This window comes from Paenimyroides marinum, from assembly GCF_900108395.1.
Taxonomy (GTDB): domain Bacteria; phylum Bacteroidota; class Bacteroidia; order Flavobacteriales; family Flavobacteriaceae; genus Flavobacterium; species Flavobacterium marinum.
The window spans coordinates 116,033-131,480 of sequence record NZ_FNXE01000003.1; the positions used below are offsets into that span (position 1 = coordinate 116,033).

Annotated in this window: 9 protein-coding genes and 1 pseudogene; 7 read left to right on the forward strand and 3 right to left on the reverse strand. The window is 38.7% G+C overall.

Features of this window, described 5'->3' with window-relative positions; translation table 11 throughout:
* Window positions 1-24: 24 nt before the first annotated feature.
* The 3 genes from BLW20_RS02125 to BLW20_RS02135 are packed head-to-tail and all read right to left on the reverse strand — an operon-like array spanning window position 25 to window position 4,440.
* Window positions 25-1,311, reverse strand: a complete 1,287-nt coding sequence (locus BLW20_RS02125; protein ID WP_091095831.1) for a flexirubin biosynthesis putative acyl-CoA ligase FlxY — start codon at window positions 1,309-1,311, stop codon at window positions 25-27.
* Entirely contained in the window at window positions 1,308-2,921 is a 1,614-nt protein-coding gene (locus BLW20_RS02130; RefSeq protein ID WP_091095832.1) for a C45 family autoproteolytic acyltransferase/hydolase, read from the reverse strand. Before BLW20_RS02130 ends, BLW20_RS02125 begins: the two co-directional genes overlap by 4 nt.
* Entirely contained in the window at window positions 2,908-4,440 is a 1,533-nt protein-coding gene (locus BLW20_RS02135; protein WP_091095834.1) for a phytoene desaturase family protein, read from the reverse strand. The genes BLW20_RS02130 and BLW20_RS02135 overlap by 14 nt, the downstream gene beginning before the upstream one ends.
* A 455-nt stretch (window positions 4,441-4,895) precedes the next feature.
* On the opposite strand from BLW20_RS02135, the gene BLW20_RS02140 reads away from it, so the two are divergent.
* From BLW20_RS02140 to BLW20_RS02165, 7 genes and pseudogenes are all read left to right on the forward strand, one after another.
* Window positions 4,896-6,443 carry a T9SS type A sorting domain-containing protein gene (locus tag BLW20_RS02140; RefSeq protein WP_091095836.1) on the forward strand — a complete coding sequence of 516 codons (1,548 nt, stop codon included), beginning with the start codon at window positions 4,896-4,898 and terminating at the stop codon, window positions 6,441-6,443.
* Window positions 6,444-6,445: 2 nt separating this feature from the next.
* Complete coding sequence (locus BLW20_RS02145; protein ID WP_143037717.1) at window positions 6,446-9,142, forward strand: Slp family lipoprotein; 2,697 nt, start codon at window positions 6,446-6,448, stop codon at window positions 9,140-9,142.
* Window positions 9,143-9,149: 7 nt separating this feature from the next.
* Window positions 9,150-12,713 (forward strand): DUF6443 domain-containing protein, encoded by a 3,564-nt coding sequence (locus tag BLW20_RS02150; protein ID WP_091095840.1) that lies wholly within the window; start codon window positions 9,150-9,152, stop codon window positions 12,711-12,713.
* Window positions 12,701-13,237, forward strand: a complete 537-nt coding sequence (locus tag BLW20_RS02155; RefSeq protein ID WP_091095842.1) for a hypothetical protein — start codon at window positions 12,701-12,703, stop codon at window positions 13,235-13,237. The genes BLW20_RS02150 and BLW20_RS02155 overlap by 13 nt, the downstream gene beginning before the upstream one ends.
* 262 nt (window positions 13,238-13,499) lie before the next feature.
* Window positions 13,500-13,721 (forward strand): annotated as a pseudogene (locus tag BLW20_RS14910) (RHS repeat-associated core domain-containing protein); the annotation flags it as partial.
* A 453-nt stretch (window positions 13,722-14,174) separates the two neighbouring features.
* Window positions 14,175-14,507, forward strand: a complete 333-nt coding sequence (locus BLW20_RS14915) for an AHH domain-containing protein (protein ID WP_262492793.1) — start codon at window positions 14,175-14,177, stop codon at window positions 14,505-14,507.
* A gap of 6 nt (window positions 14,508-14,513) precedes the next feature.
* On the forward strand, window positions 14,514-15,209 hold the full coding sequence (locus BLW20_RS02165; protein ID WP_091095846.1) for a hypothetical protein: 696 nt from the start codon (window positions 14,514-14,516) through the stop codon (window positions 15,207-15,209).
* Window positions 15,210-15,448: the final 239 nt, after the last annotated feature.

Sequence of the window (15,448 nt, forward strand, 5' to 3'; positions counted from 1 at the left end):
TTTTTGTTCAAAGATAAAAAGTTCTTATCTCTTATCTATAAATGTTAAAGGTTTTCTAATTAAAGGATCAAAAATAATCTTTTGCAAAGTTAATTCATCTTCAAAAACAATCTGTGGTGTTACGCGTAATTTTGCGCGAAAATAATCTTTTAATTTGCCTGAAAACTCATCAGAAGTATCGGTTGAAAATAAACGGACAACTATTTCATCTGTTCCAATTTCGTTAGACGATATTTCTATTAAATGCAGTTTTACTTCTTTAAAATGTGCCACGGCATCGTGCATGGCGGGTGGGTATAACGTGGTGCCTTTGTACTTTATCATGTGTTGCTTTCTGCCTTCCACAGGACCTAAACGATACGTGGTTCTTCCGCATGAACAAACAGCAGTATGCTTGCGAACCAGATCTCCGGTTTTAAAACGCAGTAACGGCATGGCCTCAATACCCAAAGTGGTAACGACCAATTCGCCCAATTCGCCGTCTTTTACTCTGTTTCCGGCATCGTCTAAAATTTCAGTAATGATTAATTCGGGGTGATGATGCCCGCCCTGAAACTGGTTACATTCGGTAAACGCAGCACTCATTTCGGTAGATGCATAAGTAGAATACAAATCAATGTTCCATTTCTCACGGATTCTACTGGCTAAAAGCGTAGGGGTTAAATCGGTGGTACGCAAAGCTTCGCCAATGCAAATCACTCCTTTTACCGAACTGTTTTTATAATCGATAGTATTTTCTTCGGCATATTCAATCATTTTAAGAAGGAAAGACGGAACGGCAATCAGGTATTTTGGGTGATACCGCAAAATAGAATCCCATTGTAAAGGCGGCACTCCTGCCCCAACCCGAACAATACCCGCACCTAATTTCCGAAGTCCTAAAAAATACGCCAAACCTGCCATAAACCGTCGGTCAATGGTCGTCATTAACTGTACCAGATCGCCCTTTTGAACACCGGCACACCGAAAAGACAACAGTTCGTTATACGCCAAACGGTCTAAATCATTATCTGTTAGTCCAAAAGTAACCGGATCGCCCAACGTGCCCGAAGTAGTGGCATAATCGAGAATTTCGTGTTTGGGAACGCATAAAAAATCATCGTTATACAATTGCAAATCGGTTTTGGTGGTTACCGAAATTTTTAACAAATCATCTGTGGTTCTGATGGTATCAGTCTGAATATTTTCCGATTTAAATTTGCGTTGATAAAAAGGTGATTTTTCCATTAAATACGCAATCTGTTTTCGCAACAAATCGTTTTGAAAAGCTTCTATTTCCGCTTGGTTTTTGGTTTCTATTTCAGGTATCATAACTTTTTCAGGGCTTTTTGATGATTCTTGATAATTGCTTTTCGTTCTGTTTCTGAACTGATTTCTTTTTGCAGGGCAAGTTCGTAATTTTTTACCGCATTTTGCCAGTTTTGCTGCACCATATAATAATCGCCCAACAATTTACAGGTACGCCACAAATCGGGATTTAACCAGGCAAAATCATTCAGAAAATCTTCTGATAGCACCGTTTTTCCGTCAATGGAATGCTCTATAATTTCTTCTGCCTTCTTATATAAACGATAGTTTTTGAAGGCTGATGACGAAATAAAATCATCTGCAGGTAATTCCATTCGTTTTACGGGTTTTAATTCGTTTCCAGAAAAAATATCTTTTAAGTCATACGCATCAAAAGCACCTAATTGGTACGGATTGTTTGAAACATACATTATTAATTTTTGAGGTTGAAAGATCACCGCATGATGTGCCATTAATTGATTTAATGCTTTTTCGTTACCCAAACCAATATTTTGATGGTGCAGCCCCGATACATCCCGCAAGACATTTAAAACATCATCTACCTGATACGTTTGTTTTTCGGGAAAAGATTCTTCTAATTTTTCTAAACGATACTGCGAATGTGAATGTTCTATGTGTTGCTGATTACGCCTGTCAGACTGATAACTTTTAGACTGAAAATGGTTGGTACAGATTAATTTTCCGTTCTGCTGCTCGTACACATCAAACTTTTTAGGACTCATTTCAATAACAACCGCTTTGTTATCCCGGGCACTTCCTATCAAAAAAGATTCTGACACAAAAACCTCAAATGTTTGTGCAATCTGAACCGCTTCATCAATATTCTCCGCATTTTGCAAAATGTAACGTGCCACAATAGAAACCGGCGTTTTGCCACGCAACGGAATAGACGATTTGCCGGCATTCAGCGTAACGGTCAACCCTTTTTCGTTCATTCCCGAAACCACGCCCACCATTCCAGGCCAGGTAACCGACGCATAGTTATACCCCTTTTCAGGGCGGATAAATTCAACGATTTTATTTTTTGCAAAAGCATCGTTTACATAAAAATCGAAATTACGACCAATAAGCAAATTTCCATCTTCGGTATAATCGCCCCACAGAGCAACTGACGAACAGCCCACCAACATTAAATCCTGCATGGCGTGACCAATATCATGCGAACTGTGCAACAGTAAATTGCGTTCAAATTTTGTTCCCAAATCGTTAAAGGTATTGCTGCCAAAGGCAGAAAGGGCAAAAAGTTCCTGTTTTAATTCTAACGGAACATCATCTAATATAAAACGGTTGTACCACTTTAAAAACAGCAATAATTTTTTTTGTTTGGAAGGATTTGGAATGATTTCAGCAACTTTATCAAAGAAAATATGTTCCTGATAATGATATAATTTCTGAGTAAGCAATCCTTTTTTGTAGCCCAGTTCATAAGGATTTCCGCCGATTCGCAATTGCCAGTTTCCGTTTTCAGACCGGTTTAAGACATCGGAATGGCTTAAGTTAACCGATTGCTTAGCCAGTTGGTTTTGATAAACCTCTGTTTCCTTTTTAAGATTTTTAATACCGGAACAGCTTACCATTGAAAAAAAGAGAAATACTAAGCTAATTTTTTTCATATCCCACTTTTTTAAATACCTTATCAAAAAAATCTTCTTTGCCCACCATCTCTGCCACTGTTAAAAAACCAGTAATGGTTACTCCTAAAATGCCGTGCAATCGTAGATTTTGTCCGGTTAAAAACAAATTATCAATTTTGGTTTTTGGAGAAATCAGTGTTTTTAGAGGTTGGTCACTATCTTTTTCAAACCCGTACATGGTGCCGTCTGCAGTACCGATATAATCACGGTATGAAAGCGGCGACGAGGTATGAACCGATTGTATCTGCTGCTTAATATCCGGAAAATATTTTGTCAGTAATTCGATCATATTTGAAGCAATACGATCTTTAAAAACCCCATAATCCTCTCCCCTGTCCTGCTCTTTTTTAACGGTGTTAAACGTATCTTTCCATTTCTGCACCTGTTCATAATCCATATAAGTCATCAGCGAAATGCTTTGAGTAAATTCTGACTGTTTTTTATGCGGATTGGTGGTAATAACCATCATTTTGGGTCGGTTATCTGTCCAGTTATCAGAACATTGAAACACCTCATCTTCTGATTCAAAATGATAAATGTTGTGGTTAAAATACGGAACCGTTTCGGGTTTTAAAATCAAATGCACAGAAAAAACCGATGGTCCGTTTGTTAAACTGTTTATTCTTTTAATGTAAGGTTTGCGCTGGTTCTCCTCATTAAATAGTGAAAACAATTGCTTTAAATCGATATCCGACACAAATTGGGAGGCTTTATAAATGGTATCTTCGGTTTCACAACTTTCTAACACCGAATGGTTAAAGTTTAATTTGTTTACCTTTTGATGTTTAAACAAATCTGCCTGATGCTTCCTTAATTGCCTTACAAAAGCTTTGGTTAACTGACTGCCGCCTTTTACGCACCGCCACGCACTTTGAATATACGAATTTACCGTTAAAGCGTGTACATAAAACGGCGTGTGCCCTCCGTTTAAAGCATACAGGAAATTATTGCCCAGCAACACCGCTTTTAGCTTAGTATTTGAAGTGATTGTTGACATTACCGATGTTACGGAATGCCTCATCAGTTCTTCATTATAACCAACCCCTTTTTTAAGATGATACAGCGGAAACTGGCTACAATAATAACGAATGGTTTCTATGTATTTTTTAAGGGCTTGTTCTTCTTCGGGAAAATAGTTTAAAAGTTGGCGGACAAAATTATCGTATCCCTGTGCCTGCGGATATTGAAGGGTTTCGTTGCCAAAGCTGATTACATCAAACTGATTGAGGTTGAGCTGCTCTAAGATTAAATCGTTTAAAATATCAAGATATGAAAAATAACTGCCTAAATTTTCATTGGGATGCAATCCGCCAATATAATGAACACCGGTATCTAATATGGTTTTATCACGTACAAATGTTTGCAAATTACCGCCGTACTGATTATTTTTCTCTAAAACACACACTTTTTTACTTTCACGTGCTAGTAATAAAGCCGAAACCAATCCGCCTAAACCGCTACCTATTACAACAACATCGTATGTTCTAATTTGTTTCATTGTGTTGATACGCTTTCAGATGTTTCTGATTTTGAGTCAAAATAAAATTTTCAAAATCTGCATTAAAAGTACAACAAACTACAATGATTTACTGAATATTCATTTACATTTTTAAAAACAATAAACATTCCCGAGAAAGTAATTATAATCTTTAGAATCTCGATAATGTACGTTTGGTTTTATTCCTAATTTGCTAAAACGTTTTTAGACAATAAGATACTTGATTGTTGTACAAAACCAACACCTCTTCTTAATTTTTTCAATTAAACTACTCTTTATTAATAATTTGCAAAAATAATATAAAAGACGTTTTTGTTAATTTAACATTTTATTATACCTTTGCCGCAACTTTAAAAACATCATTAATGAAACACTACAATACTACAAATAAAGTAGTTAGAACTGCTTTATACACTTCACAACACAGTTTATACAAATCAAACTAATTCTCAATTATGAAAAAGCACTTACTTTTTCTGCTTTTCGGTGTATCTGCATTTAGCGGCTACAGCCAGAAAGTGGTATGGGAAAAAACCATCGGCGGTGCACATGCCGACTATCTTTTTGATATGGTTCCCACACTGGACTACGGATTTCTGCTTGCAGGCAGTTCCCTTTCGGACAAATCAGGAGTAAAATCACAAAAAGGACAGGGGAACCTTGATTACTTTTTGTGGAAAATGGATAAAAGCGGTGATGAAGAATGGCAATTGAGCTTTGGCGGCGAAGGTCAGGACATCTTAAAAAGCATTTATCCAACTGCCGATATGGGGTACATACTGGGCGGCTATTCCAACTCCGGTAAAAGCGAAACAAAAACTTCTGAAAACAAAGGCAAGAACGACCTCTGGATCATTAAAATTAACGCCCGTGGCGACCAGGAGTGGCAGCAGAGCTATGGTGGTGACGGCGATGACCGCCTGGTACAGATCAAACAGGTTAAAGGTGGCGGCTATGTGATTGCAGGAACGACCAATTCAGGAAAAAACGATCAAAAAGCGGAAGATAAATTCGGCGGACTGGATTACTGGATCATTAAAACCGACAAACAAGGCAAAGTAGAATGGGAACGGTCGTTCGGCGGTATCTATAACGACGAACCGCGAACCATCGTTGAAACCGAAAACGGATTCGTTATCGGTGGTGTTTCCAACTCGCCGGCATCGGGAAACAAACTAAAAGAAGGTTACGGCGGTTACGATTTATGGATTCTGGAGCTGGACAATAAGGGAAACAAATTAAACGAATATGTTTTAGGAAGTGAAAATGACGACCAGCTCAACGAGATCTTAATAAACGAAGACAAAAGTGGTTATACCCTTACAGGAAACACGTATTCTGAAAACGGTACGGGTAACCTAACGGTAAAAGCAGAAAAAGGCAGCGACTTTTTTGTAATCAACACCGACAACAACTTTAGTCCTACTTCACAGTATGGTTTTGATTTAGAAGGAAGTGAATTTTTAACTTCAACCGATGTAACGGCAAACAAAAACCTGTTGCTTTCAGGTTACAAAGCCGATGAAAAGACCGGTAAGAAAAGTTATGTGGCTATTGAGGTCAACAACGACGGTGAAATAACATGGGAAAAGGAACTATCTACCAGCGGTGACGATTTGCTTAGAAAAACCGTGATTACCCGCGACGGCGGACTGGTGTTTGCTGGAAACTCCACAGGCAAAAGTGCCCAATACAAAACATCGGTACAGGGACGTGACGATTACTGGGTGGTAAAACTGGGACCAAAAGAAGAAATAAAACAACCTGAAATCAAGATAGAAGCTTTTCCGAACCCTACCGACGGCTTTACGCAGATCGTGATCAACCACGAGTATAAGGAAGGTGTGGTCAACGTATACGATTTAAACGGGCGTTTGTTACACACCGAACAATTGAAATACGATATGGTGGCTGTTGATTTAAGCAGATACGCCATGGGAACCTATGTCATTAATATCAAGACCGATGTGGTAAACACTTCAGTAAAAGTCATAAAGAACTAATCATGAAGAAATTTTTACTTTTTATTACAATCCTTGTTTCAGGTATCGTCATGGGGCAGAGTGCAGTACCTTCCAATAACAATTATACTGAAATCTCCACTAATTACAGTGCAGAACTGGGCAGTGGAAATTTTGTATACCGTGTTCCGTTATTTAATATAGAAACAATGAACCCTGATTTCAACTTGCAGGGGAACCGATATTACAACGCACAGGCGGCTTCATCAATTTATACGTCTAATAACACCATTAGGGGATGGAGCAACGATTATTCACCAAACATTTACCGAAAAATTAATAACTCTTTCTGGGATGAAAGTTATTACAGGGTCAACAGTGCCGACGTATATGGTGACGGTGAACCTTATGAGAAACCAGAACGGGCCGGCGATACCTTTCACATTAACATGTTTGGTATAAAAGCCTCTTTTACTTTAAAATACCACGATAATAATACCATAACGGTTGATTTTGACGAAAGTAACGCATATCTTGAGGTAATACCGGATTATACCATGTCTTCCGGGGCGGGAGATGCGAAAATCATCAACCTTTTGGGATTTACGATAAAGGACGGTGATGGTTTTACGTATCTTTTTAACCTTCCGGAAGAATCACAGTTCAAACCGTTCTTCGGTCCCTTACTGTCTCAATTCCTTCCCCTGCTGAACCTTGCGGTAGATAATACTTCCGGATCCGGATACAACACTTATAAAAGTAGCTTTCTTTTGACCAATATTGCGGATAAATACGGACGTTCGTTGGTACAATACCACTATAACAGTGATCCGGCAACAAATCAGGAGGGTATTGTTTATAACCGCCAAAATATCGATTATATAGATGTTGTAAACAAGGCGAAAATAGATTTTGACAATGGTATATCTATCAGTGATTATAAAAACCAGTTAATCCAAAAGATTGAACATGGACCGGTCCTCTTAATGTTTTATGACCGGAACAACCAATTGGTCAAGAGCTATAATTTTATTTATAATCCGAAGGCATCCTCATCATCAGTCAATGTTTATGGCAATCATCTTAAAACAGGTCATTGCGTAAATCCCTTAGCAAATTCATGGGCATATGACAACTCCGTACAGAATTACACCGCCGGATTGCTAAAAACCATCAGGCTTCCCGAAAAAGGTAAAATCGATATCGAATACGAAACCAATACATATACCCTTGCTGATCTTGGAGAAAAGTTCAACCAGCTCAATTATGAATATATTGAAGTCCCCGTAACATATAATTCATCTAATGCCACGTATTCTTTTTCGTTCGGAACCCTTGCCGGTGGATCTGACGAAGGATATTACGTCCAGTTCAAGTCTACCTTATATACCGACCCGGTGTTAAAGGATGAAGAGGGAAATCCTTTAAGGGTGTATCCCGGTTTGCAGATATTCCGTTCTGATGGCAGCATACGGGAAGGATTTGGATACGAAGACCAGTGTGAATATGGGCAAAGGGCTGAAGGAACCTATACCAACCAGACAGTGGTGTTGCACCGACATGCAGGAACGCCGGCGAATATTTCAAATGTAAAGGTGTACAAAAAAACACTCAAGCCCCAAAACGAATGGATCAACTATTGTTTCGGTCCTTCGGTACGGGTAAAAAAAATAACCAATACCGACCATACCGGTACGGTGGTTAATGAAAAAAGCTACTCCTACCAGGATCCGACAAATCCTAAAATTAGCTCGGGAGTTGTTTACGACTACCGGTGGTTCGCGTATCAAAATAATTTCTTTCCGATTTTTTACAGGTATATTACAGAGGAGGAAACCGGCAAAGGTAAGACCGTTTATCAGATGAACATGGATACTTCTAAAATTGTAGCTATAGCGCAAGACTATAATTACCAGCCAAAAAACATCTGGAAATACGATGAATCAGGTCAGTTAAAGGAACACCTTAGCAACGAATTCGAATATTTTTCAAAGCACCAAAGAGTGAGAAAAACAACTTCGATTCTTAAATCTTATGAAGGAACGGCATTTAAAACCACCACTACCGAAAACGTACTGGATACTATTTCCATGCTGCCGGTTTACAACAAAATTGCGGAGGAAAGTATCGGTCAGACGTTTATTGAACAATATACCAACCAAAAGCTGGGCAATGCCTTTTACCGCACGGCTGTTGAAAAAACCAAAAATAGCGCGGCATTGAACAAAAGTACCTTTACCTACCAGCAGCAGGGTACCACACAGGCATACAACCTTAAAACGGTATCGGTAGCCAAGGAAAACCGCCCGCTGGAAGTGGAAAAAGAAGTGACCCTTACCGACAATTACGGGAACGTACTGGAATACAAAACCAAAGACGGCATGGTAGTATCTCAGATCTGGGGGTATAATGATTCCAAACTGGTGGCGGAGTTGAAGAATATACCGTATGCGAACATTACCGCAAATGCTTCTTCAACGCTTACAGCTATAAAAACACATTCGGCAGGAGCCGCTTTTAACGAGGCAAACCTGACAACCGCGCTGAACAGCCTGCGTACTGTGTTCCCTAATGCTTTTGTAACCACCTATACCTACAAACCACTGGTGGGCATCAGTACCGTTACCGATGCCAACGGACGCAAGGAAACCTACCAGTACGACAGTGCCAACCGCCTGTACCGCGTACTGAACCACGAGGGGCTGGTTATAAAAGAATACACTTATAACATTAAAAACTAAAAGCACCATGAAAACACGCGATCTATTTACGGTATTTATGCTGTGCACGGGTGCTTTGGGCTTTGCACAGACCGCTACACAGAACTACACCATTGAAACCATCTATAAAGAAGGACGGAACCCTTCGGGAAACTATACACCCAATGCGGGCGATTTTGTTACCGTTACCTATTACGACGGTCTGGGACGCCCCATACAGCAGATACAGAAAAACGCTTCGCCGGTAGATAATAAGAACGTCATAACCCACATTGAGTATGAGAAAAACATAGGGCAGACCAGACAATACCTGCCGTACACGGCAACGGGAGGCAACACAAATTACATATCCGACGCAAAGCAGCAAACACTGGACTATTATACCACGTATAACGAATACACGGAAAACCCTTACAGCGAAACCCGTTATGAAGCAGCACCCAACGGGCGGGTAACCGAAGAGGGCGCACCCGGTTATGACTGGAGCATCAGCGTATATGAAGGCTACGGTGTACCGCAGGACGAACGCAATACGATCCGCTACACCTACGCTTTTAATACCGCAACCGAGGTTAAAAAGTTTGACGTAGTCAGCAGCTGGAATGCCACACGCGAACTCTATACCAACACCATTGCACAAAACGGCAACTACCCGGCAAACAGTTTAAAGAAGACCATTACCAAAAACGAAAACTGGAAATCGGCGGACGGTAAAAACAATACCACCGAAGAATTTACGGGAGCGGACGGCAAAGCGGTTCTAAAGCGGACGTATAATGCCGGTGTGGCACACGATACCTACTACGTGTATGATTTTTACGGCAACCTTGCCTATGTAATACCGCCACTGGCAAACGGTTCGGTAACAACAACCAATTTAAACAACCTTTGCTACCAGTACCTGTACGACGACAAAAACCGTTTGGTAGAAAAGAAACTTCCGCAAAAGGGCTGGGAGTTTATCGTGTACGACAAAGCCGACCGCATCGTGATGACCGGACCTGTAAACAACCCGTTCAGCACGTCGGCAACACCGGGCTGGATCGTTACCAAATACGACAATATGGGGCGTACCCTGTACACCGGTTACTACAGCGGGCACACCGTTACAAGTGCCAACCGCAAGGCAATAAAAACCACCATTTATGCACAGGCAGACAACAACGAGGCAAAAACAACGGCAAACACGACCATAAACGGGATTACCACCCGCTACACCAACAGTAAATTCCCTACGGCGATCAACCTGCTTACGGTGAATTATTACGATAATTACGATTTTCCCAACGCACCGTCATCGTTTCCTGCGGTGCAGGGCGTAACGCCTGTACAGAGCGTAAAAGGGCTGGCAACGGGCAGCTGGACACGGGTGGTAACCACCCCTTCGGAACAAAAAGCCGATGTGTCCTATACGCTGTACAACAGCAAATACCAGCCTTTGCGTACCTATACTGCCAACTATCTGGGAGGTTACATACAGACTGACAATGTGCTTACTTTTAAGGGCGTACCCACAAAAACCATTACCACCCAAAAGAAAGATGCGGCGGCAACGGTATTGACCGTGACCAATAATTACACTTATGACCACAGGGAACGGCTGAAAACCCATACCCAGCAGATCAACGGCGGTACGGCGAAGCTGATTGCCGAAAACACCTACGACGAACTGGGGGTGCTTATTACCAAAAAAGTAGGTAATACAACAGCCGTGCCTTTACAGAAAGTTGATTACACGTATAATATACGCGGCTGGCTGACGGGTATAAACAATCCCGACTATTACCATGAGGATACGGAAAACGACCTGTTTGATTTTAAGATCAACTATATAGGAGGTGCCGGAGAAGGCAGGTATCAGTATAACGGCAATATACACGATGTGATCAGCCGTACCAAAACCGATAATGTGATAAGGGGTTATGCCCATTATTACGACGACCTGAACCGTTTGGTACAGGCAAAAGGGCTTTACTATGAAAAAGGAGGCTGGATGATGGGTGTAAATGAGGACGAATCATACGGCGAAGCTTTAAGCTACGACAAAAACGGCAACATTTTAACGGTGAACCGCAGTGGTGAGCTGGTAAGCGGACAACCCGTGGAAATTGATGACCTGACCTATACCTACACCGCCAACCAGCTGCAAACGGTGACCGATGCCACCAACAACCCTTCAGGGTTTAACGACGGCAATACCACCGGAGCCGATTACACTTACGATACGTTTGGCAATTTAAAAACCGACAAAAACAAGGGGATTACGGGCATTGTTTACAACCATTTAAACCTGCCGGTAGAAATTACCTTGGCCGCAGGCAAAATAAACTATACCTACGATGCCACGGGTAACAAGGTGAAAAAGGTAGTAACCCCAACAAGTGGTACGGTGCAAACCACCGATTACCTGTATGGTTTCCAGTATTTAAACGGAGTATTACAGTTTTTTCCGCATGCCGAAGGTTATGTAAAACCAAACGGAACAAATTCGTATCTTTACGTGTACCAATACAAAGATCATCTTGGAAACGTACGCTTAAGCTATGCAGATTGCGACGGTAACGGAACAATAAATCCTGCTACCGAGATATTAGAAGAAAATAACTATTACCCATTTGGGTTACAGCACCAAGGGTATAACGATATTGCTAACAGTAACCGAAGCGAAGCAGCCGAACAGTATAAGTACAATGGTAAAGAGTATGAAGATAGTTTTGGGCTGAATATGTACGAGTACGGCGCACGTAATTATGATCCTGCTGTTGGTAGATTTTTTAATATGGATAATTATGCTGAGAAGTTCTTGGATATGACCCCATACCAATATGCTGGTAATACACCAACGTACTTTATAGATGAAAATGGAGAGTATATTTATGTGTATGATAAAGGAATTAAATATAAGTTTGATAATGGAACCTTATATGCACCTGCTGAAGATGGTGGATGGGAAGAACACACACCAGCAGCAGGAAGTTTTTTAGACAGTGTCTTTACAGAGTTAAAATCAATGTATGAATTCTCTACAGGCGGTAGCGGTGGAGGAAATGGCGAAGCAGGAAACTCTTTTAGCAGTTGGTTTATAGGCTTATTTAATAATGATAATATAAATGCATATATAAAGCAAGAAAGTAGTAAAGCAAAAATGAAAGGTGCATTTGAACAGAATGGATTTGTTTATTTAGATTTTGAAACTATAGAAAAAAGAGCAAAAGCGTACACTACTAATGCTAAGTTTGAACAGATAGATTTATTTTTAGTAATAGCTCATGAACTAGCACATGCTTTATCTTATAATCTTATAAATGAAAAAGTAAGAAAAGCAGAATGGTTTAAAGTTCCTGGGCAAACAATAATAATAGATGAATTTTTTGCAGTAGGTATTGAAAATTACTTTAGAGCAGAAAGACAATCTACTCCTATTAGAACACATTACCTAGGTAAAGGATTTGATGATACAACATTTCAAAAATCCCGAATATATGATCAAAATAAGAATACTGGACAGTTTGAAATGACAACACAAGCACTTAATATTTTTAATAATTATAAAAAAAGTTTACAACATAAAGGAATACAATGGAAAGATTAAATAGAATAGGACTTATAATTATACTATTTACATTAGTAAGTAGTTGCTCTGCTTCTTATAAATTCAATAGAGAAATTAAAAAACTAGATAAAGAAAATAATTTAGCAAACTTAAAAGCAAACAAAAAGTTTCTTAAAACTATAAGCCAAGAATTAAAGAATACAAATCATATCTTTTATAAGATACGCCCCTTGTATTCATATAATAGTTTTGAAGGTTGGAATGCGGTTATATTTGATGAAGATAACCACAAAGTTTATAAAGTAGATTGTGATAATAGAATGCAAAATTTTCGAATAAACGATACTCTTTATGATTACGATGAAAAATACAATCAATTTGTTTATGACTTATTCAAAAATGAATCCTGTGATACTCTACAAATTTTATCAAAAAAAAATACAAGTCAATTTATTGATGAAACATTTTACGACGTGAATCTAAAAACGAAATTAAGCAGAGTTTGTAAGTTTGAAGAAATCTTATATTTTAATCAACTGTATGAGGAAAAATATGGTTATTAATAATTAAACCATGGTAATGGGTAATGTTCCAGATTTAGTGACGCCCTTAAAAGCATATTAAATCGCTGAAATACAAATCGTTTTATAGATTTTAATTACTAAAAACAGACAGGCAAATGCCTGTCTGTTGTGTGTCAATCTGAACAACAAAGTAACCATAAACCCAGCTACCGAGATTGTAGAAGAAACCGAGCTTGCGAGGTTCGCCGAAACCAAAATATAAAATAAAAAAACAAGGCAAAACAATTTTTACCCTTTTGGTTTAAAACACGAGGGATATAATGAATTGCCGGGTGCCGGATATAAATATAAGTTCAATAGTAAAGAGTATCAGGATGAGCTAGGATTGAATGTTACTGCCATGGACTTCAGGCAGTACGATGCTGCCCTGGGTAGGTTTTATTCAATGGATGCTCTTGCAGAAGCTTCATTTAGCTATACACCATATCATTATGGTTATAACAATCCGGTATATTGGAATGACCCTACCGGCTTGTTATCAGATTCATTTATTGCAAGTATATGGAATAACTCTCCTGACGGAATGAATACCCATTGGGTGAATATGGGAGACTCTTTTGTAGGGAGTTATATTAACGATATTGGTTATGCTCTCGCAGTATTTTATGACGGATCTGTTGAAGAATCACTGCCTATGATGTATATGGAAGCAACAAGAGGCGGTGGTGGACATCTCAATTTTACATCATACGGAACCTATGGTTTGGGAGAAATGGTCAGAGACCATACTTATAGAAATAGTGCGTATTACCAGCATTATCGTGATGCTATGTGGAGCAAGCAGTGGGATGGATTTCAGAAAGGGCTGGATTATATTGGAATGATTCCGATAATAGGCGAACCGATAGACCTTATAAATGGTGGTATTTCGGCTATCAGGGGCGATTATGTTGCTGCAGGGTTAAGTGTTGGTGCAATGATACCAGTAGGTGGTTACCTTGCTAATGCCATAAAAATACAAAGACACCATATCATACCACAAGCCGTTTATAAAAAAGCCGGAGCGGCAGTACAGGATGCAATGAAACTCAATGCAGGGAATAACCTGAAAAAATTACCTACACCTTTCCACGGAAACCACCCACAGTATAATAGCTACGTTACACAAAGATTGAATCAAATGCAAAATGTAACACCAGGGTCAATTCAAACTTTACAAAAAGATTTGAACGGTATGATTAATAGTGCTTATGACAATTATAAAGCTACGGGACAAAATTTAAATGATTATTTTAGACAATTTAATTGAGATTAGATGAAATATTATCAAATATCAGTATCAGCCGAACCCAAAGTAATTGGGGTTAATAATGGGATATATCAATTAGAAATTGATGAAAAAGCTATAGATAAAAAAGATGCGAAGTTTATTAATTTTATAGAATGGTTTAATTACAAAAATGAAAATTTCTGGAGTAAACAGGATATAGTGAAATTATTGAAAAGTCCCATTATAAAAGGTAAAATGCTAAAAAAAGCAAAAATAACTGACATAATGGGATATGCTCCTGAATACCACTGTTTACATAATATATATTCTGAAAAGTATATAGAGATAGTAAAAACCCATGGTATTGGAGATTACAGCATTTTTGATTTTGAGATAGAAAATGTAAAAGAGAAATATTATTTGATGTTTGTAAAAACAATCACAACTCCAGAAATAATCTTTGATAACTCAACCTTATATACAGGTCATAAGATAATGAATAATTTAAAATATTATTCAGTTGAAAATTATGAGCAGTTTAGACAACTTTTAGAAAGAGAACCATTAGTCCGTTATGAGAAAGTTGCTATTTCAAAAGAATATTATGGCAGAGATATTATATCCGTACAAGCAACAGCAGGTCATTTCTATTCTGAAAAATTAATAGATTTTTTATTAGATTGTGGTATTACAGGATTACAAGTAAGTTATAATAATTCCATTCAATTAGAATTTGTTTAAAAGAAAAGAGGCTGTCTAAAAAGTCACAAAACGCAAAAATCCCGAAAATTTTCGGGATTTTTTTTGTGTTTATACACTCAAAATATGTATCTTGAGCTCGTTATGATAAACAAGTCAAAAATACGCTTTAAGTCGCTACCAGCCAATAGTCCAAGTCTTTTTTCTGAAGATATTTTTAATAAAATTCCTCAAAACCATCCCGTTCGATTGGTTAACGAAGTAGTCAACCAATTAAATAT

Coding starts and splice junctions, on each gene's coding strand:
- BLW20_RS02145 (WP_143037717.1), top strand. CDS start 6,446: ATGAAGAAATTTTTACTTTTTATTACAATCCTTGTTTCAGGTATCGTC.
- BLW20_RS02150 (WP_091095840.1), top strand. CDS start 9,150: ATGAAAACACGCGATCTATTTACGGTATTTATGCTGTGCACGGGTGCT.
- BLW20_RS02130 (WP_091095832.1), bottom strand. CDS start 2,921: ATGAAAAAAATTAGCTTAGTATTTCTCTTTTTTTCAATGGTAAGCTGT.
- BLW20_RS02135 (WP_091095834.1), bottom strand. CDS start 4,440: ATGAAACAAATTAGAACATACGATGTTGTTGTAATAGGTAGCGGTTTA.
- BLW20_RS02165 (WP_091095846.1), top strand. CDS start 14,514: ATGAAATATTATCAAATATCAGTATCAGCCGAACCCAAAGTAATTGGG.
- BLW20_RS02140 (WP_091095836.1), top strand. CDS start 4,896: ATGAAAAAGCACTTACTTTTTCTGCTTTTCGGTGTATCTGCATTTAGC.
- BLW20_RS02125 (WP_091095831.1), bottom strand. CDS start 1,311: ATGATACCTGAAATAGAAACCAAAAACCAAGCGGAAATAGAAGCTTTT.
- BLW20_RS14915 (WP_262492793.1), top strand. CDS start 14,175: ATGATACCAGTAGGTGGTTACCTTGCTAATGCCATAAAAATACAAAGA.
- BLW20_RS02155 (WP_091095842.1), top strand. CDS start 12,701: ATGGAAAGATTAAATAGAATAGGACTTATAATTATACTATTTACATTA.